We start from the raw sequence: 19,701 nt of genomic DNA on the forward strand, positions 1-19,701 counted from the left end.
TTTGGCGATGGAGCCCCCAATCTGACAGCGGGCCCGGAGAAGCGCCACGACAAACAGGTGACAGCCACACGTCACGAGGCCGCCAACAAACCCGCCACTTAAATAAATCAGCGACTTGCGCTTCTTTACGCGGCTGGCGAAGCGGCGTACGCAAAACGCGAAAAGCCATTCTGCCAGTCGTGCAGTAGGCGGGCAAAGGAAACGAGGCAATCGGTGAAATCCTCGGTGAGCCGTTTTCCAATCCGCCGCACGGCGATTCCGCCGATCTCTCCTTGGGTTGAAAGAGACAAAAACGGGACTACGCCAACCCTTCCCGGCCTCTTTTTTCTGCCGAGCAGGCGGACCCCACTGCCTGCGGCTTATCTTCGATCGGTTGATTCCACACAGGGAACCGTACCCGACGCGGCTGTTACTCACCACGCATGAGTCACGAACACATCATCCTCCGGCTCCCGATAAAGCCCGCTGTGCGTACTGCTCCGGAGCACCTTCTTTGTCCCCACGAAAGCTTTCATCATGTCAAGAGCTGCCTTTGATTCCCTCCTATCCCGCGCAGGCGTTTTAGCCGGTATCCGGGATCTCGTCGCCGACGAAGACGGGTTCTGTCTGGTCCAGGTCGACGGTCGGCTGATGCTGACGCTCGAATACAGCCAGGACGCCGATGCCGTGATCCTCGGTGCTGTCTGCGGGCGCCTGCCGGAACCTGCCCCGGCATCGCTTCTTTCCGAAATCCTCGAAGCGAATTACTACTGGATCGGGTCGGGCGGCGGCACGCTGGCGATCAACTCGCCCGCCGGTACGCTGGATCTGCAGTTTCGCGAGAGTATCGAACGCATGGAGCCCGAGCGGTTGAAGGATCTGTTGGGAGCCATGGTCATCAACGCCGAGCGTTGGCAGAGACGGCTCGACGATTTCGCCGCCGCGCCATCCGCGCAAAACGATATGACATCGTCAGCAAAAGCCCAGTTGCCACCGGCAGGTGTCCGCGTCTAGGCAGATCTGGGCCGAATCCGCACAAAACCTATCGAGTTCACGGGAGAAGATCGTGGCCGTTTCCTTCACCGATGCTGTTCGCGCCAATCATGCACACAGCGACTATCAACTCGGCATCGCCGCAGACCAGGCGAGCGTTCGACAATCGTCCGGCAGTCTTCTGTCACGCGCATGGAACTGCCTGACGCGCAGTACGGCTCAAGTGGCCGAAAACAAGGCGACCGCCCGTCTCTTCATAGATGAAATGCGCTCCAAGTATGGCGACCAGGTCGCGGACATGGCTTCGCACGAACTGCAGAGCCACTTGAGCCGCGGCAATCCGCTTTCGGTGCGGCGTGCCGAAGTGATCCTGCAAAATGCCGAGGCGATGCGCGCACGCCAATGCGCGCAAACGCTGACGTCCGCGCACCAAACGGTCGTAGACGCCTGCCGGCTACAGTGGGATGTCGCCACGCATTGGGACGCGCTTCCTGGGAACGCCAGTCATGCGATCGACGAGCAGATCGCCACGCTGGAAGCCACTCAAGCGGAGTTGGTCAACATTCGAGACGATGCGGAAAAGGCGCAGCACGTCCGCGCCAGCGTCCTCACTGACCAAATCGCCGAGTGCGGCCAGACGCTGGATCATCTGCGCGAGTTGCGCCAGCAAGTAGCCGATCGGGCGGCGATCGACGCAGCACTCTATCCGTCGCGCATGCCGGAAGAAGCGCCGGTGCTTTCGCCGGAGACTGGGGAGCTAGACACCGCTCATCGACCGCAAGGGAGGATTCCGGACAGTACGGGCGATGAAGCGGGGACTTCGAAAGGTGTCGCATCGAGCCAGGGAAGCGGCTTGAGCAAACCGTCGTTCGTTTTGTCCGAGCAAGTTGATTTTTCGCCTCCAGCGTCGCAGGAAAAGCCGACGATTCAGCCCGCTACCGTTCCCTCGACACAGCGTCCATCGGGCGGAGAGATCACCGAAAGCCCCCGCCTCTACCAAGCCACGATTCCGTCCGATGAGGCTCCCGTGTACGTTGAGGACGAACCGTCTGCGCCCTCTCGCCCCCAAACCGAAGCGCCGACGGTTTCCGCTGTCACCTCTCAACCGACCGTGACCGAGACAAAAGCACCGCGTCTCCTGGACTCCGCCACGCTACGCGCGTCCGCCGGCGAGCCGACGCCGGACGGATCGATCCTCGGCCTGATCGCACGTCCTCATGACACCGACTACAAGTCCTTGCTCGGCCGTCTCGACAGCTATCATCAGATGCTGCAGAAAATCCCCCTCAGTAGCGATCCCGCCTCGACCCGGCAGGCCGTCGCCTTATTGAACGCGCAACTGGATGAGATGGAAACCCTGGCGCAGAAAATCGGCGATACCAAGGATTTGGCCAGCCTGCGCGAAAGCCTCAAGGGTGAACGTGCGGCACTGGCGCGCTTCCAGCAAGCCCAGGCGATGCACACCGGACGTCATGATGCGATCGGCGTACCGATGAGCCTGGGCCGCGCGATCGAACTCGTGCCGCGCATGACGAGCGGCCTGGTGGATGCGAACCTCCAATCGCCGATGCAACCGCTTGGCTCCGGCCAGGTGAACACCGTCTTCTCCGCGCAGTTCGCCACCCCGGAAGGCACGCCGCTCGCCGGCGTCGTGAAGTTCGACCCGGAGCACATGGCGGTCGATGCCGACGTTTTTCGCGGCGATGGCGACCGCCCGGAGCTCGGCGCGCGAACGATGGCGACGTCGATTCTCGACCGTGCGCTCGGTACGGGGATGATTCCCGAAACGCGCTACGCGGTGGTCAATGGCAGCCCGGCAACCGTGATGGCACGCGCGGAAGGAGTCGATACGGCCAACACGGAAAAGGTCGTGATGTTGAGCAAGCACGACTTCGACGCGATCGGCCGGGCGCAGGCTGCCGTAGCGGATAGTCAGCGCACGGCCACTGCTCTCGTGGAGAACCATCCGCTGGCCCAGACATTTTCTGTTCGCCGTGCAGGGGAATGGTTGGAGAACCTTCTTCGCGAGCACGCCAACGACAGCCCCCCGTTCGACCTGGCCACTGCGCCCGAAGGGACGCCGTTGAAGTCGATCCAGGCCACCGAGGGGGCGCGTTACGACCTCTCCGTCGGACCAGGCGGCACGATCGTCGCCACGTTGTCCGAGGCCGGCCGGAAGAACCACCCCGACGCGACGCCCCGGATCGAGCTCGGTTCGCTTACCGAGCCCGCCGCCGCGTTCACCATCATGCGCGATGCGGGCGCCGCCTATGACGCCGCGGTAGCTACCGCACTCTCAGCCGTACCGCGGGAAGACGAACGGGCCGGCCTTGGCTCGTTCATTCGCGCGCTCACCTCACTGAACATGGATCTTGAGGCGGCGCTTGTCACGCAGCCCGACATGTCGCGGGACCCGGCAACCGGTAACGTGACCTACAAGCGCCCAAAACCCTATGACATCGACTACACCCACCCGACCCTGCTCAAGCAGTTATCCCGATTGCAGGCACTCGATTACCTGACCGGCGAGAAGGACCGGCACGCCGGCAACTATTTCGTCAGTCGCGATGCGTCGGGAAACTACGCCGTGCAAGGCATCGACAATGATCTCTCGTGGATGGCGACACGCACGGAGGACCCCGCGCGATTCGATGCCCCCGACCTCGGCATGTCTCACAATCGCGGTTTGCCGCCCGCGGTCGATCCGGAAACGGCGACGAGCATCCTAGCCATGCGCAATGGAGGCAGCGAAGCGGTCAAACGCGAACTCGGAGTCTTCCTCAACGAAACGCAACTTGCCGCTTTCCAGCAACGCCTGGATACCTTCGCCGATGCGATCGAAAGCGGACAAGTCGCGATTCTCTCCGATGAGCAGTGGAGCGACAGGACTCATCCTGCAGTCAAGGCGACGATTGAGGATCCAGCGCGAAGCTATGCCGCGAGGGAGAGAGAGATCCTTGCTGAGTTTGCGCAACGGGGATATCAGACGATTCCTATGCCGTAACCTATTTTAATCAATTGGATAGATAACTTCGTTCAAGTGAAACACGAGGTATATCCCGCATTGAAGAACGGTCCCGGCCGGCGGCGTCCCACTGCGTTACCTCACTATAGCGGTGGTTTGACGCCGTCCTTGGTGGCCTGAATACGTGAGGCCGTCAGCGAGCCGTCGGGCTGAACCTCCACGATCGCAAAGATGTAGGTGCCTGGCTGCAGCAACGACCGGTCGCCTGGGACAGCGGTCACGAGCGGGGTGCCCTCGGGGATGAGAACCGTCTGCGAGCCGCCTTTGTATTCAAGCGTCAGTTCGTGCCCGTTGTTCGCTTGCACCATTTTTGTCAGGTTGGCGTTCGTCATTGTGGCGCCGGGTGCCGAATCCCAAGCGCGATGCCCCTCGCCCACGCCCCGCGACGATTCCGGAAACAGGTGCACTTCGCGCGCGACGAGTTTGCCTTCCGCATTGGGCTCGGCGGCCGTTCCGATGTAATCGCCGGGTTTGATGTCGGCCAACCGTATGGCTTTCGGGTACGTGACGCCGGTCGCCTCGGTCACCTTCATCTTCAGGTCCTTCCCGTCGCGCGATTTGACGGAGAGCTCGTGTCCGTCGAATGCTGAAATCGTCCCTCGCACGCGCTCAGTTGTCTGGGCACCGGCGGTCGCGCTCACCAGGGAGGCCAAGCCGCACAAAAGGATCGGAAAGAATCTGCGCATGGGGTCTGCCTCCGCTGTTGAACGCTGGCCGCGTCATGGCGGGTAGACCGCCGTCAATCGCGGTCGTTCAAGCGACAGCGGCCTCGCCCGATCCTTTGGCGGAGGCAATCACTCCGTCCACGCACACTCGATTGCGCCCGCCGTCTTTCGCCGCATAGAGCGCGCGATCGGCAGCAAGTACCATTTCCTCGACGACGTTCCGTCCAACCGAGGGAATTCGGCTGTGCACGCCAACACTCAGCGTGATCGGAATCGACAAGTTGGGCACACGGACGGGATTGCGCTCGAAGTCACCACGCAGCTCCTCGGCCAGCCCGCGCACGCCTTCGATATCCGTATCCGGAAACGCCGCAAGGAATTCCTCGCCGCCATAACGGCCGAGGATGTCCTGGGCACGCAAGCGGCGACGCAGGCGTTGCGCGATTTCGGTCAGCACCAGGTCGCCGACACGGTGACCGTGAGCATCATTGATACGTTTGAAGAAATCGATGTCGATCATCATGACGCTCAACGGCTCGCGGGCACGGCCGCCGTGCGCGACGACCTGAGCCAGCGAATCCATGACCGCACGCCGGTTCGGCACGCCAGTCAGAGCATCCTGAAAAGCCAGCCGCCGATAGAGGTATTCCGACCGTTCCTTGTGCATCAAAACAAAACCGAGCGTCGAAAACAGGATCCCGATCAACCCCATCATGTAGCTGATGGTCTGCGAGAGGTCCGGCGTAACGAGGTCCACCACCCGCGTATTTCCCGACAGGACGGCAGCAATTCGAAACATATAGAGGCCCGTCAGAAGCACCATGCCCGCAACCAGCAGGAAGCGGCCACGCTCCAAGGGTACCGCCGGAACCGAGGGCGAGGGACGGATCACCACCCATGCCACTGCCATGGATTGCGCCGCCACCACAAGGTCTACCGAGGGCACACGCCACACGGGTGAATCAAGGAAGCACCACGTCAGGCCGCCAATGACAAGCATGGGTCCCCAAATCAGCGCACCACCGACGATGACGCTCCGGTACAGAGCCAGCGAATGCAATGCTGCGGCCATGCTGCCGGAAAGCAGGAGGTTGCCGGGGACCAGTAGCCATAAGCGATCGGGCACCCGCACGCCGCCGAAGACGATGAAGGCCAGCGTGTTGAGCAGCAGCGCGCCGCCCCACCAGGAAAGCCCATCACCCGCTCTCGGCCGACAACGGGCCACGAACAAAACGGCAAATGCCATCGCGCCAGATGTCACGAGGATCATCAGCAACATCGTCGGCAGGTCTGCTTGAGCCGCACTGAGCATGCCACCCATCTTAGCGTGAGGAACCCGCCAGCCATCTGGATTTACTTGCTTTCGTTATCCCGGTGGCCGCGTTTCTCGAGACCGCAAACCCTCTACAAACCTCTATTCTTCACGTGTGGGAATTGCCGCTCGGGAGGTTTCGGCATGCAAGAAATGCCGCACAAAGCAGCTTTGCCGGAACGGTGTTTGCGGTCGTCTTCTCGATGTCGACGAGCAAAGGAAACACACTCAACAGGTACCCGGGGGCCTATCCGCGCTGGATTCGTGTTCGCGGCTAGCCTGCTCGCCGCCTGCGCCGGGCAGAGCGAACTGAAGCCTTTCCCCGACGACTGGTCGCCATTGGCCACGCATTCGATCGCTGAGTGCCCGAACTTGCAGGGCCGTTATCAGGTGCTCGGATCCGATGTCGGCTTGCGTGACGTTTGTACGCGGGGCGCCGCGGATGCCGGCTACTGGAATTGCAGCCTTCGGCTCGATGAGCAATTCCGTTTCGACGACCCGTTGCCCGTCATTACCATCGCTCAGCCGGATGCCGACGCGCTTGTTTTCGCAGGACTGAACATACAAGGGACACCGGTCGAGAAGCGTTTCAGCCGCTCAGCCGGGGACTTCCGATGTGCCGGCAACCACGTCATTTTCACAGCGCGCGGCTCGTTCTTCTCAGATGAAAACACCTCGACAGGAGACGGCGCGCTGGCGACCGCCGGCGGCCTCCTGTTGCTGCGTGACGGCGTACGCACGCTAGAGCGAGCCTTATCGGTTTCCACCGACGAAGCGCTCGTGATGAACTTGACTGTCACCAACACCGGCGTGCTTTTTCCAATCCCATTCAACGCGGCGTTTTCGGCGTGGATTCGCTGGCCGTCCCTACCGGCTCCGCCAGCGACTGTCTCCGAGCGGACCGCACCGTGACAATCACGAATTGAGATTGGGCTTCGCGGCTACGTACGGTGGCCCCGACGATTCACGCGCCCGGCTCGCCGTCTTGGCCGAGTCTGGTTCGCATCACGTCGGCCAGCCAGTTCATGAAAACCTGAACCCGTCGGGGCAAATGCCGCCGATGGGCATAAATCAGCGAAACCGGCATCGGCGCAGCACGGTATCGAGGCATTACTTCGACGAGTTCCCCCTTGGCGACCGCCTCGTTCAAGCCCGCTTCCGGCACCTGAATAATCCCAAGCCCCGCACGGCAAGCGGCGTAGTACGCGTCGGAATTATTCACGGTCAGCACGCCGGCCATGGCGACGCGGCGCACCGTTCCCGGGTCTTCCGGATCGACGTATTCGAAGCCCGGATCGCGCGCGCCGAGGTTCTGCACGTAGTGGACGAGCCGATGGTCCGCCAATTCGTCCGGATGCAGAGGATTGCCGAACTGCGCGACATACGCCGGACTCGCGTAGTTGACCATTCGATAGTGTCCCAACGGACGGGCAACGTAGCCTGCATCGCCTAACGCTCCAACGCGCAGTACGCAGTCGAACCCTTCGCGGACGAGATCGACGCGGCGGTCGGTACTCGACAATTCGATTTCGAGTGCCGGATGGTCAACCAGGAATTCGGGAAGCTTCGGCATGACCACGTCGCGCGCTACGGCGCTCGGCATATCGACGCGCAATCGTCCTTGTAGCGCCGAGCCATCATGGCGGAACAAGCCTTGCAACTCGTCCATGTCGGCGAGCAGATCCTTGCTTCGCTCGTAGTACGCCTGACCGTCCTGCGTCAGGTGCACGCGTCGGGTGGTGCGGTGCAGGAGGCGGGTACCCAGCTCGCCTTCGAGCTGGCGGATCGTGGTCGACACGCTCGCCTTGGGCAGACCGAGGTCCTCCGCCGCTTGCGTGAAGCTCGCCACTTCTGCGACGCGGACGAAGATGCGCATGGCTTCGACGAGATTCAATGAATACCTCACTGTTCGTTATTAGCGAACAGTCTAATCAATTTCTCCGAATTTATCTTCCTAAATCGTAGCAATAAACTGCCCCCCAACGCTGCACGATGATCGGGCGGCGGAACAAAGAGACAACCCACTTTTCATTGGAGGCACCATGACCACCACGACACACTCCGAAAGTCGTCCGCAATCGAGAATCGCTTTAGTCACTGGCGGCAGTCGCGGGCTGGGAAAGAACACGGCTCTGCATCTGGCGCGCAAGGGCGTCGGCGTCGTCATCACCTATCGTCAAAAGCAGACAGAAGCCGAGGCGGTCGTTAGCGAAATTACTGGCCTCGGAGGAAAGGCGGCGGCGTTGCCGCTGGACGTCGGCAACAGCGCATCGTTCGCGGCGTTCGCTGAACAGCTGCGCGGAACCCTCGATAAGAATTGGCAGCGCCGCAACTTCGACTACCTCATCAACAATGCCGGTATGGGCGTGCACACGCCGTTCGCCGAAACCACCGAGGCCCAGTTCGACGACCTCATGAGCGTGCACGTGAAAGGCACGTTCTTCCTGACGCAAACGCTGTTGCCGATGCTCGTCGACGGCGGACGCATCCTTAACACGTCGAGCGGCCTCGCCCGCTTTACCCTACCCGGCTATTCTGCCTACGCGGCGATGAAAGGTGCCATCGAGGTCCTCAGCCGATACATGGCGAAGGAACTCGGGCCGAGGGGAATCGCGGTCAACACGATCGCGCCGGGCGCGATCGAAACCGATTTCGGCGGCGGCGCCGTACGCGACAATCGGGACTTGAACGCCTTCGTCGCCAGCCAGACGGCGCTGGGCCGCGTCGGTCTGCCGGACGATATCGGCGGCGCAATCGCTTCGCTGCTCGCCGATGAAAACGCGTGGATCACCGGTCAGCGCATCGAAGTGTCGGGCGGCATGTTCCTTTAGCCAGCTTCAGCCGCATCAGCCAGATTCGGCGCGCGAATCCCCGGTGCCATTCTCACCGGGGATGGGCACCGGATCGCCGAGGACGTCCTGGACATAGAGCATCGTCACCAGGACGGCGAGAACGGCAGTCAGCGGCGTCGCCAGCGCCACGCCACCGAGCCCGAAAAAGGCGCCGAGCAACGTCTGCATCAGGATGGTGACGGCCGGCGGTAAAGATACGGTGCGCCGCTCGATCAACGGCAAGATCAAGTAACCCTCGACGGTCTGCACGGCAACGAACAGCAGAAGCACGTAGAGCGCCAACGTCGGGCTTTCGGAAAAAGCGATCAATACGGCCGGAACACCGGCCAACAGCGGCCCGATATAGGGGATGAAGTCGAGCAAGCCGGCCAGCAGGCCGAGCACCAGCGCCAGCGGCGCACCGATCAGCGCAAGGCCGGCGGCCGTCAGCACGCCGACGATGAGCATGGACAGCAGCTTGCCCATCAACCACTGCCCAAGAACGTTCCCCAGTTCATGCGCTACCTCCCGGGCACGTTGTCGTTTCCTCTGCGGCACCAAAGTAATGAAACCATTCACGTACATCGCCGGCCGCGCGGCGAGGTAAATGCCGACGAAGACGATGATCACCACACTCGCCACGCCGCCCACCACGCCGGTAAAGAAACCTCCGGCGCGAGCGATCATCGACGAAGCCTGGGACGCCACCGCGTCAGGCGCAGGAAGCCCCGGTGGCAGGTTGTTCGTCGCACCGAAACGCTGAATCCAGGCTTGCAGGCGCTGCAGAGCGCGCGTCAGCGCTTGCACGAGCTGATGACTTTGTTCGGCGATGTCGGGAGCCACGAGCCAACCCAGCAGGCCGAGCGCACCGATGGACACGACGACGATGAGGCCGAGCGCGAGGTCATCCGAAAGGGGTAGCCAGGACTGCAAGCGGCGACTCGCGTCCGAGAGCAGGATCGCCAGCAAGACCGACGCAAACGCCAGCAGAAGCACGTCGCCAGCCAACCAGAGAATGCAGACAGCGATGGCGACAGCCACCCCGAAGCCATAAAAGATTGCAATTTCACGCACGAAACCGGCACGACCGCGCTTTGGAGATTCGGGGCGTTTTGTGGGTTCGGAGAACTCCTGCCGTCCCCGAGAGTGTCGCCCGCGCTGGCGCCGCGTCCCATCAGCCGGCTCCGCATCAATTGTTCTCCTTTTGGTTTCATGAAGCGCACGATCAACCGCCATGAGCCGACTCCTCGATCTTCTTGCGCGCTTTCAACGCCGTTTCGTTGCTTGGTATCGTTTCGTTCTCCTCTTTCCACGTGGCCCGGGCGGACGGGCCTTCCATCATCACTCTGCAAGGAAGGCACCCGGGCGCACACCCACGCCGATAGCCATCGAGCCCGCCGGAGAGGATCGTGGCGTCAATCGCCTAATTACCTACTGAATTGCTCGGATTGCCGCGCGTTAGCGGGAAAAAGGGATCGAATCGTTTAGGGAAAGTCGAAAAAACGGCGTAAAGCAGGAGAATCTTGGCAATTAATGACAAAAAATACCGATTTTGTCAGGTTTATCGTCGATATCCAACCGAATATGGTCTCCTATCCGATTTTTTCGCTTCTCTTTCCGCGCCTCTGTTGATACGGCGTAGTAGAAAAACCAACTTCCGCCGCATCATTCAGCGTAATTTCTCTCCGCCGACACTTGACCGGCGAGTTTCTCGGCACTCTCCATGCTTTCGTTCTTTAGTACCCAGCCGACAGTCGACGATGCGACTTCTCGGCGGAATCCGGGTCCCTTTGAGCCATTGCATGCCTTCAGGCCCCGTAGAAATTTCGGTAAATTTTTCCACCCATCCGATGGGAGGGTTGGGTTTTTTCGTGTGTTTCGGTATTTCCTGCAGAGGAGGAAAAAATAGCGCGGAACAAACGCACCTCGTCTTCCCAGCCAGCTTTTGGCCTACGCCAGGGCCTTGCGGAAAGCCTTCGAAACAGACTCAATTTGTTCAGATCCCGTACTGGTGGGCCTTCGGCGCGATAGCAAAACAGTGCTACGTGTGGTCGGCACTGCCGCAATCAGCCGTAAACACTCAAATCTAGAACACCCGACCACCCGAGGACAACTTGTTTGTTTTTTATTTATAAAACAATAAGATAAAAACAAAGCAAGCCCAATTTCCGAAACTCTCGCCCCGCCATCTCGAAAAAACTGGCATGGCGATTGCTCTATAGGAAACAGCTCCGGGGCAACACACCGCCCGCTTGTCACCCTCCCCACCCCCCCCTCTTGAGCGGCTCGGGCCCGGAGCGATTTTTTCCCCCTAGTTTTTTGGAAGGCCAGGAGTAGTCACAACCTTGTTGTCGGCTGCTTAGCGTCCACAAGCGCTCACGGAAGAGTATCGTTTTGCTATCCTGCGCCGCCGTCAGCCAAGACGTGGCCAAGACGTTCCTGAATGGGCGGTTGGATGGCGGTGCCCGCGGCATGGTTACCAAGCGCGCGGCAAGCCCCGACCGGACGACAACCGCATCCGGTTGCCGGTCGGCTAGCACGAACCCAAGGGGGTGATTGGGGCTGGTTATACTCTCCCGCCCAAGAGGCTAATCGGGAGAGATCGGATAGGGAGCGCTCGGCACGGCAGCAGTGCCCATTGTCGCGCCAGGCGTGAGGACGACTTTCCGGCAGTTATCCTCCTTGCCATCGAACATGGCATAGCCACGCGCCGCCTCGGAGAGCGGCATCTGATGCGTGATGATCTCCTCCGGATGCAGCTCGCCGTTCAGGATATGCGTCAGAAGCTTCGGCATATATTGCTGCACGTGCGTTTGCCCCATCTTGAAGGCCAGTCCCTTATCGAACGCATCCCCAAACAGGAAGGCGTGGATGAACCCGGCGTAGACGCCCGGAACGCTCACGGTTCCTCCCCGGCGCGTGGCGGCGATCGCTTGCCGCAAGGCAGCGCCACTGGAGCCTTCGAGCTTGAGGTTGGTCATCACCGTTTCGACCGTGCTGCCTTTCGCCTCAAAGCCGATAGCGTCGATCGTCGCGTCCACGCCGCGGAACTGCGTCTGGTCGATGATGTACTCGGCCGGGTCATCCACCTCGTCGAAATTGATCGGGTCGACGCCGTACGTTTCCCTGGCGAAGTTGAGGCGGTACGGATGGTGGTCGATCATGAAGATGCGCTCGGCTCCGAGCAGGCGCGCGCACGCGGCCGCCATGCATCCGACGGGTCCGGCGCCGAAAATAGCGACCGTGGAACCGGGTCGTATGCCGGCGTTAACCGCTGCCTGGTAACCGGTTGGCAGGATATCGGAAAGAAACAGCACACGTTCGTCAGGCAAGCCTTCCGGGACAGCGAGCGGTCCGGTGTTGGCCCACGGAACGCGCACATACTCCGCTTGCCCGCCGGCATATCCGCCGTAAAGGTGCGTATAGCCGAACATACCGGCGCCGGGACGCAATGTTTTCTTGTTGATGATCGCGCCGCGGTTCGGGTTCGTCTCTTCGCACGCCGCGAACAGCGAACGTTCGCAGAAGTAACACGTGCCGCAGGAAATGGTGAATGGCACGACAACGCGGTCGCCGCGTTTGAGACGCGTGACCGCCGGCCCGACCTCCTCGACGATGCCCATGAACTCGTGCCCGAGAATATCGCCGTCCTTGAGCCCCGGCACTTTGCCGCGATAGAGGTGCAAATCGGAACCGCAGATCGCCGTCGCCGTCACGCGCAGGATGATGTCCTGCGGGTCGATCAGGCGGGGATCCGGTACGTCTTCCACCCGTACGTCGCGGTGGCCATGGTAGGTCAGAGCTTTCATGATCGTTGCCTCTTGGTTGCCGGTTTTCGGGAGAGATCAGGTATTCACGGTCTCGCCGCCGTTTGGATGCAGGACCTGGCCGGTCATGTAGCTCGCGTCGGAACTCGCCAGGAAGACGAACGACGGAGAAATTTCGTCGGGTTGGCCCGCCCGACCTAGTGTCGTGTCTTTGCCGAAGTTGGCGAGCTTCTCGCCCGAGAACGTGGACGGGATGAGCGGGGTCCATACCGGCCCCGGCGCCACGGCATTCACGCGAATGTTGCGGTCGGCCAGTTGGTGCGCCAGCGAACGCGTGAAGGCGACGATGGCCCCCTTGGTCGACGCGTAGTCCAGCAGTTGCGGGCTGCCGCGATAAGCGGTGATCGACGTCGTATTCACGATCGCGCTTCCATCCGGCATATGAGGCAACGCCTCGCGGCAGAGGTCGAACATTCCGAAGAAATTGGTACGGAACGTCTGCTCAAGCTGCCCGCGCGAAACCTGAGCGATGTCCTTCTGCGGATGCTGCTCGGCGGCATTGTTCACCAGCACGTCGATACGACCGAAGGCGTCGACCGTCTTGCGTACGATCTCGGTCACGAACGCCGGTAGGCCAATGTCGCCGGCAAGCAGCAGGCACCGCACGCCGGCGGCTTTTATCGCTTCTTCGGTCGCTCGCGCATCCTCGTGTTCGTTCAGATAGACGATGGCGACGTTGGCGCCTTCCTTGGCGAAACAGATCGCCGTCGAGCGGCCAATCCCGCTGTCGCCGCCGGTAACGACCGCCACTTTGCCGCGCAGCTTGCCGCAACCGACGTAATCGCGTGCGAAGGAAGCGGAAGCCGGACGCATCTGCGCCTCTCGGCCAGGCTGAGTATCGAGGGTCGGCGGACGAGTGTTGGCGAGTTTCTCGCTGGCCTCGTGTTTCTGCGGCTGCTGCTCGTTGCTCATGTCTTATCTCCGGTAAATCGTTTTCCGCCGGGCGCCGCTCGCCTTGCGACTGCCGCACCACGGGACCGAGCCCTGCAGCGGCAAGGCCCATGCCGCGTAGCCACGGCATAAGGCTTGCCCTCAAAGAGCGATTACAACGATTTAGTGATGGGGCGCCACGGAGATTCCGCGTGCAGGCGAACGACAATCAACCAGAGAACTTCCGGGTGCCAAGAGAAGGGGGGGCCAACGGCCCCAATGCCCCGCACTCCACGCCTCCCATCCGTTATGCCGGACGCAAGTCGCCGCGCGGCCTCATCGTACTGGCCACACTGGTTGCCATCATCGCCGTCTGCGAATGGCTTGAATGGCCTTTCCTGCGCGCTCCTATCCAGTTAGCGGCCAGTTCGGCGCTCGATCGGCCGGTGACTGTCGGCGCACCGTTCGGCATGCGCTTTGTCGGCCCGCTCCGCGTGCATGCCGAAAGCCTCGTGATCGGACCGGCTTCCGATTGGCCGGCGGGGGCGCCTTCCCCCGATCTTCTCAATGCCGATCGCCTGCGTATCGCCGTACCGTACACAACCTTGATCGCCCTGCTCTTGGGTCACGACCCAGGTCGCGGCAACGATTCCGCGAAATCCACCGATACAGGCAAGGGAGACTCTCGACAGACGCCGCCAAACGCCGACGATAGGCGGCCGCACATCAAGGCGTTGGAGGTGGAACGCCTGCGCGTCAGTCTCGTGCGCACGGCGGACGGCCGCGCCAACTGGCATTTAGGAGAACAACGCGTCGACGATCAACCGCCGGCGGCCATTCCGCGCTTCGACCGCTTGGCGATCGACAAAGGCGAATTATCGGTGGACGATGCCGTCGGCCGTGTACACATCCGCGCGGAGTTGCGTACGCGCGAACAACCGGCAGAAGCCGGCCAAGCCGCTGGAGAGCCGGGGATCGAAGCCTCCGCCGAAGGCCGCTTCCGCGATCAGGAGCTCTGGGCCAGAGCCAGTGCCGGCGGCCTCTCGGCGTTGGCCGGATCGGGGAATGGTTCGGCGCAGGCACCGGTACGGATCGAGTTCCGATCAGGTCCCGTCGAACTCGATTTCGACGGCTGGGCGCGCGACGTGCGCAATCTCGGCGGACTGGACGGCAAGTTCCGCCTCGCCGGTCCGTCGCTCGCTGCTGTTGGCGCCGTCGTCGGCCTCACCTTACCGACCACGGCCCAGTTCTCGATGCGCGGTCGCGCACGCAAGGAGGGCGAGGTCTGGTCGGCGGACATCGGTGAACTGGCCGTCGGTCGCTCGCGACTCGCTGGCGATTTCCGCTACGACCCGACACCGGCCGTCCCCAAGCTGACCGGCAAGTTGGGTGGCGCCCTGCTCTCGCTGCCCGATCTCGGGCCGGCTGTCGGTGCGCCGCCGACGAAACCCGGCGCGGGCAAGGAGAAAAGAACGGAGGACAAGGTTGCGGAGAACAAGAACGCAGAGGACAGACCCGCATCCTCGACAGAGAAATCGGCCGGGAACGATAAACAACGCGGGAGCGGGCAAACACAGGTTTCCGGATCGGCGGGCGCCGCTCCAAACGGCGGCTCCGAGGCTGGCCCGGCGGAACGCGACCCGAACGCCAAACGACCCGGGGACGAAGCCGCTGGCCATCGCACAACGCCTGCTCGGCGGGTTCTGCCGCAGAAGGAATTCAACACCCCTTCGCTTGCCGCGATGGAAGCCGACGTGCAAATCGAACTGCAAGAATTCGATCTCGGCACAGCGCAACTCGAAGAACTCAAACCGTTCCACGGTCACCTTACGCTCCATGACCGGGTACTGACGCTCGAAAAGCTCAAGGCCGGGGCGGCCGGCGGGGAAATGTCCGGCGTGATCAGTTTCGACGCCCGCGCCAAGACGCCGCAATGGAATGCCGATTTGGGTTGGGCGGGGGTTCAACTGCAGCGTTTCGTAAAGCCGCGCGACGTCGTCGGCAGAGACCCACAAAGCGGCTACGTAAGCGGTGCCCTCAGTGGACGCGCCAGGCTTTCGGGTCACGGCCGATCGACTGCCGCGATTCTCGGATCGCTCGACGGCGGCGTCCAACTTTGGGTGCGTAACGGCACAATATCGCATCTGCTTGTCGAAGCCCTCGGCATCGACGTTGCCCAAGCCCTCGGCGTTCTCGTGCGCGGCGACGCGCAACTTCAAATGAACTGCGCCGTAACGTCCATGAGCGTCCGCGACGGACGAATGGACCCGGACGTAGCGCTGATTGAAACGAAAGACAGCACGCTCACTACCACTGGTTTCATTTCGCTCGCCGATGAACGCCTCGGCCTCGAGTTCCGCGCGCACCCTAAGGATGTCTCACCGATGACCCTGCGCTCCCCGCTTTACGTCGAGGGGACGTTTTCCGATCCGGCGATCCGTATCGACAAGCGTCGTATCGGTCTGCGCGTGGCCGCCGCGGCCGCGCTGGCCGCTGTGACGCCGATCGCCGGGGCGCTCGCATTGATCGATCTCGGCGACTCGGAACGCGACGCATGCCAGAAAGCGTACGCTCGAGTACAAAGCCCGACTCCAGCCTCTCGCCCGGGCAACAGGACGCCGCGTTGACCGAGCCTCCGACGATACAACTCCGCAACGACTCCCCCCAACGGCCACGGGTACAAGGCTTGCCCGTTTGGCATACGCCGGCCGGCCCGAAGGTACCTTAAGTCTGGGCCTCGATTCGCCTGGAGGCGCGAGCAAAACGCCGATAAGGGCACACCGCCCTCTGTGGCGCCAACAAGTAAATGAAAGGACACGAAGCGATGCAACATGGGCAACGCGGCCAAAAGGAACGGCGCGGCGAACAAAACGAGGAACGTTCGGGGCGGGCGCAAAGCGGCGCCGGTTACACGGGATTCTTACGCCGACAGAGTGATCGGCGTCGGCAAGCCGATCCCGCTCGCGACCGTGAGCGTGGTGGCCAGCAGGGTTCGACAAACGCCCCACCAACGGGCGACGCGAGCCATGCTTTGAGTGGACAGACGGGCGGCGTGGCCTACGGCGGCGGCGAGAGCCCCAACGCGGTATCCGATTCGGGTCGCTATCAGGAAAGTTATGGTCCGCACGGCGGAGCCCAGGAAGATATGGGATCGGAGAAGATCGGCCGTGGCGGCGGCTACGGGGGACTGGCACGTCAAGGCATGGGCCACGACCCTCGGTACGGCCGTCCTGCGCAAGACGAACATGTCGATGCCGCCGGTTATTCTTATCGTGGCGGTGAAAGCGCCGGTTCGCAACCGGCCGTGCCCCCGGGGGAATCGCGCGACCGATTTGACGCCGATTACCAGCAATGGCGTGCCGAACAGATCAATCGTCTCGACCAGGATTACGACGCCTGGAAAAATCGGCGTCACGAGCGCTTCTCGGGCGATTTCGACCGGTGGCGCCGCGCACGCGAGGCGGAACACGCCGCCGCAATCCGTCGCGGCGGAAGCGGCGGGACGCTTTCCGTTGGCTCCGCGGCAGCGGCGGATAGCCCCGGGTCGGTTAGAGGAAATGCCGACAATTCGGCCTCGGCCACACCTGGAACGCCGACTTCCGCCGGTAGAGAAAGCTCTGGACACGGCGAATTGGAGTAAGCGGGCCGTAAGGCTGGGAAACTACCGTTCCTGGATGACCGAGTTTGGTCAAAGCCAGCCAACACCGGGCTTTTCCGGCCGTAGGCACTCTATTTGCCCCACGCGTTTTGCCACGGCGGAACACCCGATTGAACAGGCGCGGTGGCAGTGGGCCGGATTCGGTCACGGCAGAATAAGGCAATCGCAACGGCCGTGCGGCGTGTACCAGCCAGTTATCTGAAAAAATTCGGAAAGGAACGATGATGGGCCAACGCGATTATCAGGAGCTACCTCAGGATGGCGGAGGTTTCGTGCCGCTGAGTGCGGCTGGACGTCAGTATCCCGCGTCGGGTGTTTTGCCGAACGTTGATGTGTTGGCGGCGGCCCCGACCGGAATGGCCGATATAGCGGATTCCGACAACCGCCCGGCAAAATCGCCGCAAACCCGATTCAATACTGGGTGCGGCCAATGGCGTAGCGTTTTCGATCAAGTGGACGCGACACCCGCCCCAACTCGTATTCCGACGCCTCAAGTCGAAAGCAGCCTCTAGGCCTCTTCCGCTCCAACGGAAGGCTTTGGGAGCCCCGGAAACCCCGGGGCTTTCTTTTGTCCGCAAAAATGAGCGGTGACAAGAGCGGCAGCATTTAGTACGGGCCGTATCTTCTCATCCGAAGCGTGACCGCCGTACGCGCCTTCATACCAGCAAAAAAGGGCACCGTGCCCCCCCGGCAACCGTGCAGGCCGCCGGTTTTTTAACGCACCGCCGTTGGGAGAGTGAAAGAGCGGAGATCAGATCAAGCGTGTTTGCGGCGCCGCTCGAAGGCCTCGATGTGCAGCAACTGTCTGTACTTCGTCACTGTCCGCCGGGCGACGATGATGCCCTGGCGCGCCAGCTGGCGTGCGATCTCCGCGTCCGACAGCGGCGCATGCGAGCGTTCGGAATTGATCATGTCGCTGATCAAACCACGGATCGCCGTCGCCGAGCATTCGCCGCCGCTCGCGGTCGTCATGGCACGTGAGAAGAAGTATTTCAACTCGAAGACGCCCAGCGGCGTCGCCATGAACTTGTTGTTGGTGACGCGCGAAACGGTCGATTCGTGCACACCAACCTCGTCGGCGATCTCGCGCAACCCGAGCGGCTTCATCGCCAGCGGGCCGTACTCCAGGAAGTTCTTCTGATGGTTCACGATCGCCTGCGAAACGCTGAGGATCGTGGCGAAGCGCTGCTCGACGTTGCTAACGGTCCAGCGCGCTTCCATTAGATGCGCGGCAAGTTCGGAGTGCTGCGCGTTGCGGTTGCGCTGGAACATCTCGGCGTAGACGTGATTGAGGCGAACGCGCGGGACGATCGACGGGTTGAGTGTCGCGGTCCAATTGCCGCGCACCTTCTTGACGATCACATCGGGCGTTACGTACTGCACGTGAGACGAGCCGAATCGCCATCCTGGGCGCGGGTCAAGGCGGCGGATCGATTCGAGGACTGATTCGACCTCGGCCGGTGAAGCTGACAGACGCCGCGCCAGTCCGGCCACGTCCTTCGCCGCCAGGAGTTGCAGGTACTTGTCGATAATCGTATGCGCAAGTTCCTGCTTGATGGGGTCGGCGATCACGGGCACCTGCAACAGCAGGCACTCCTGGACGCTGCGCGCCGCGACGCCGGCCGGTTCGAGCGACTGCACGCGCGAGAGGGCAATGCGCAGCTCCTCTTCGGTCGGCCGCGGGTCAAGCCCCGCGATGTCGACGAGGTCCGGAAGCGAAAAACGCAGATAACCGTCATCGTCCAGCGAACCGACGATGACTTCGGCAATCGCCCGATCGCGCTCGGTGAGCGGCAATACGTTGAGCTGGCGCAGCAGGTGATCGCTGAGCGAATCCTCGACGGCGTGCATTTCCATCAGGTTGGCGCCGCTGTCGTCGTTGCGACGATTGCTCGAGATGCCGTCGGCCTGCCAGGTTTCGCGATCGCTGTCGATGTCATCGCCAGCCGTCGTTTCGGCTTCGTTCTCGACGGGCGGAACCTCGACCACTTCCTGCACCGTGGGAGCCGTCTCTACCGGGAAGGGGCGCTCCAGTTCGTCGGCGGTTTCGACCTCTTCGGCCGGATTCTCGATATCCGGCTCGTCGGCTTCGAGGAACGGATTCTTGTCCAGCGTTTCGTGCACTTCCTGGGCGAAGTCGAGTGATGACAACTGCAACAAGCGCACAGCACGCTGAAGGCGTGGGGATAGTCCTTGCTGCTGGCGATGTTCCATGCCAAGCGTAAGCGATCTCATCGAGTGGCCTCCTTGTTTTATGCCGTGGATTCGAATCGTCCCGAGACCCGCCAAGAACCCGCCGCTTGTTGCCCCTGCGGTACGGTGTTCACTGTAGTCGAGACGACTTCATTTAGGATGCCGCCAAAAAAATCGAGGGCGGCTGGCAAGGCTAAAAGCAACGATGATGCCAACTGCTGAAACAGTTATCCCTAGTGCATTGACCCGTTATCCAAGCCATTGAGAGATCAGGCAATTGCAGGACCATTAGGGCGCCTTCGCTCGCTCTTGGCGCTCTTAGCTGAACTTTGATTCCATGAAGCGGGT

14 protein-coding genes are annotated in these 19,701 nt (G+C 61.9%); 7 read left to right on the plus strand and 7 right to left on the minus strand.

All coding sequences use genetic code 11. The annotated features are described in order from the left end of the window. The first annotated feature begins 516 nt into the window (after positions 1–516). Together NZ453_RS05795 and NZ453_RS05800 are read left to right on the plus strand one after the other, a co-directional pair. Complete coding sequence (locus tag NZ453_RS05795; RefSeq protein WP_263769498.1) at positions 517–993, plus strand: type III secretion system chaperone; 477 nt, start codon at positions 517–519, stop codon at positions 991–993. A 52-nt stretch (positions 994–1,045) separates the two neighbouring features. Continuing rightward, entirely contained in the window at positions 1,046–3,976 is a 2,931-nt protein-coding gene (locus NZ453_RS05800; protein ID WP_263769499.1) for a hypothetical protein, read from the plus strand. A gap of 104 nt (positions 3,977–4,080) precedes the next feature. On the opposite strand, the gene NZ453_RS05805 is transcribed toward NZ453_RS05800, so the two are convergent. Continuing rightward, positions 4,081–4,683 carry a DUF5666 domain-containing protein gene (locus NZ453_RS05805; protein WP_263769500.1) on the minus strand — a complete coding sequence of 201 codons (603 nt, stop codon included), beginning with the start codon at positions 4,681–4,683 and terminating at the stop codon, positions 4,081–4,083. Positions 4,684–4,750: 67 nt separating this feature from the next. Beyond that, complete coding sequence (locus NZ453_RS05810; RefSeq protein WP_263769501.1) at positions 4,751–5,974, minus strand: GGDEF domain-containing protein; 1,224 nt, start codon at positions 5,972–5,974, stop codon at positions 4,751–4,753. 264 nt (positions 5,975–6,238) lie between these two features. On the opposite strand from NZ453_RS05810, the gene NZ453_RS05815 reads away from it, so the two are divergent. Beyond that, positions 6,239–6,886 (plus strand): hypothetical protein, encoded by a 648-nt coding sequence (locus NZ453_RS05815; protein WP_263769502.1) that lies wholly within the window; start codon positions 6,239–6,241, stop codon positions 6,884–6,886. 52 nt (positions 6,887–6,938) lie between these two features. Here NZ453_RS05815 and NZ453_RS05820 read toward each other — a convergent pair whose 3' ends face one another. Next, on the minus strand, positions 6,939–7,868 hold the full coding sequence (locus tag NZ453_RS05820; RefSeq protein WP_263769503.1) for a LysR family transcriptional regulator: 930 nt from the start codon (positions 7,866–7,868) through the stop codon (positions 6,939–6,941). 148 nt (positions 7,869–8,016) lie between these two features. On the opposite strand from NZ453_RS05820, the gene NZ453_RS05825 reads away from it, so the two are divergent. After that, entirely contained in the window at positions 8,017–8,805 is a 789-nt protein-coding gene (locus NZ453_RS05825; RefSeq protein WP_263769504.1) for an SDR family NAD(P)-dependent oxidoreductase, read from the plus strand. A gap of 15 nt (positions 8,806–8,820) precedes the next feature. Here the strand turns inward: NZ453_RS05825 and NZ453_RS05830 are convergent, their stop codons facing one another. From NZ453_RS05830 to NZ453_RS05840, 3 genes are all read right to left on the minus strand, one after another. Beyond that, positions 8,821–9,879: an AI-2E family transporter gene (locus NZ453_RS05830; protein WP_263769505.1), complete on the minus strand. Its 1,059-nt coding sequence runs from the start codon at positions 9,877–9,879 to the stop codon at positions 8,821–8,823. A gap of 1,514 nt (positions 9,880–11,393) precedes the next feature. Continuing rightward, positions 11,394–12,614 carry a zinc-dependent alcohol dehydrogenase gene (locus tag NZ453_RS05835; protein ID WP_263769506.1) on the minus strand — a complete coding sequence of 407 codons (1,221 nt, stop codon included), beginning with the start codon at positions 12,612–12,614 and terminating at the stop codon, positions 11,394–11,396. A 36-nt stretch (positions 12,615–12,650) separates the two neighbouring features. After that, entirely contained in the window at positions 12,651–13,544 is an 894-nt protein-coding gene (locus tag NZ453_RS05840) for an SDR family oxidoreductase (protein WP_263769507.1), read from the minus strand. Between the two features lie 170 nt (positions 13,545–13,714). Between NZ453_RS05840 and NZ453_RS22025 the strand changes: the two genes are divergently transcribed. The 3 genes from NZ453_RS22025 to NZ453_RS05855 all read left to right on the plus strand — a co-directional run bounded on the left by NZ453_RS22025 (position 13,715) and on the right by NZ453_RS05855 (position 17,672). Continuing rightward, the gene (locus NZ453_RS22025) at positions 13,715–16,129 is read left to right on the plus strand and encodes an AsmA family protein (RefSeq protein WP_263769508.1); all 2,415 of its coding nucleotides are present in this window, start codon (positions 13,715–13,717) and stop codon (positions 16,127–16,129) included. 179 nt (positions 16,130–16,308) lie between these two features. After that, positions 16,309–17,142, plus strand: coding sequence for a hypothetical protein (locus tag NZ453_RS05850; protein ID WP_263769509.1), 834 nt, complete (start codon positions 16,309–16,311; stop codon positions 17,140–17,142). Positions 17,143–17,381: 239 nt separating this feature from the next. Beyond that, a complete protein-coding gene (locus tag NZ453_RS05855; protein ID WP_263769510.1) occupies positions 17,382–17,672 on the plus strand; it encodes a hypothetical protein in 291 nt (96 codons plus the stop codon). Positions 17,673–17,916: 244 nt separating this feature from the next. Here the strand turns inward: NZ453_RS05855 and rpoN are convergent, their stop codons facing one another. Then, complete coding sequence (rpoN, locus tag NZ453_RS05860) at positions 17,917–19,395, minus strand: RNA polymerase factor sigma-54 (RefSeq protein ID WP_263769511.1); 1,479 nt, start codon at positions 19,393–19,395, stop codon at positions 17,917–17,919. Positions 19,396–19,701: the final 306 nt, after the last annotated feature.

The organism is Propionivibrio soli, assembly GCF_025770765.1.
Taxonomy (GTDB): domain Bacteria; phylum Pseudomonadota; class Gammaproteobacteria; order Burkholderiales; family Rhodocyclaceae; genus Propionivibrio; species Propionivibrio soli.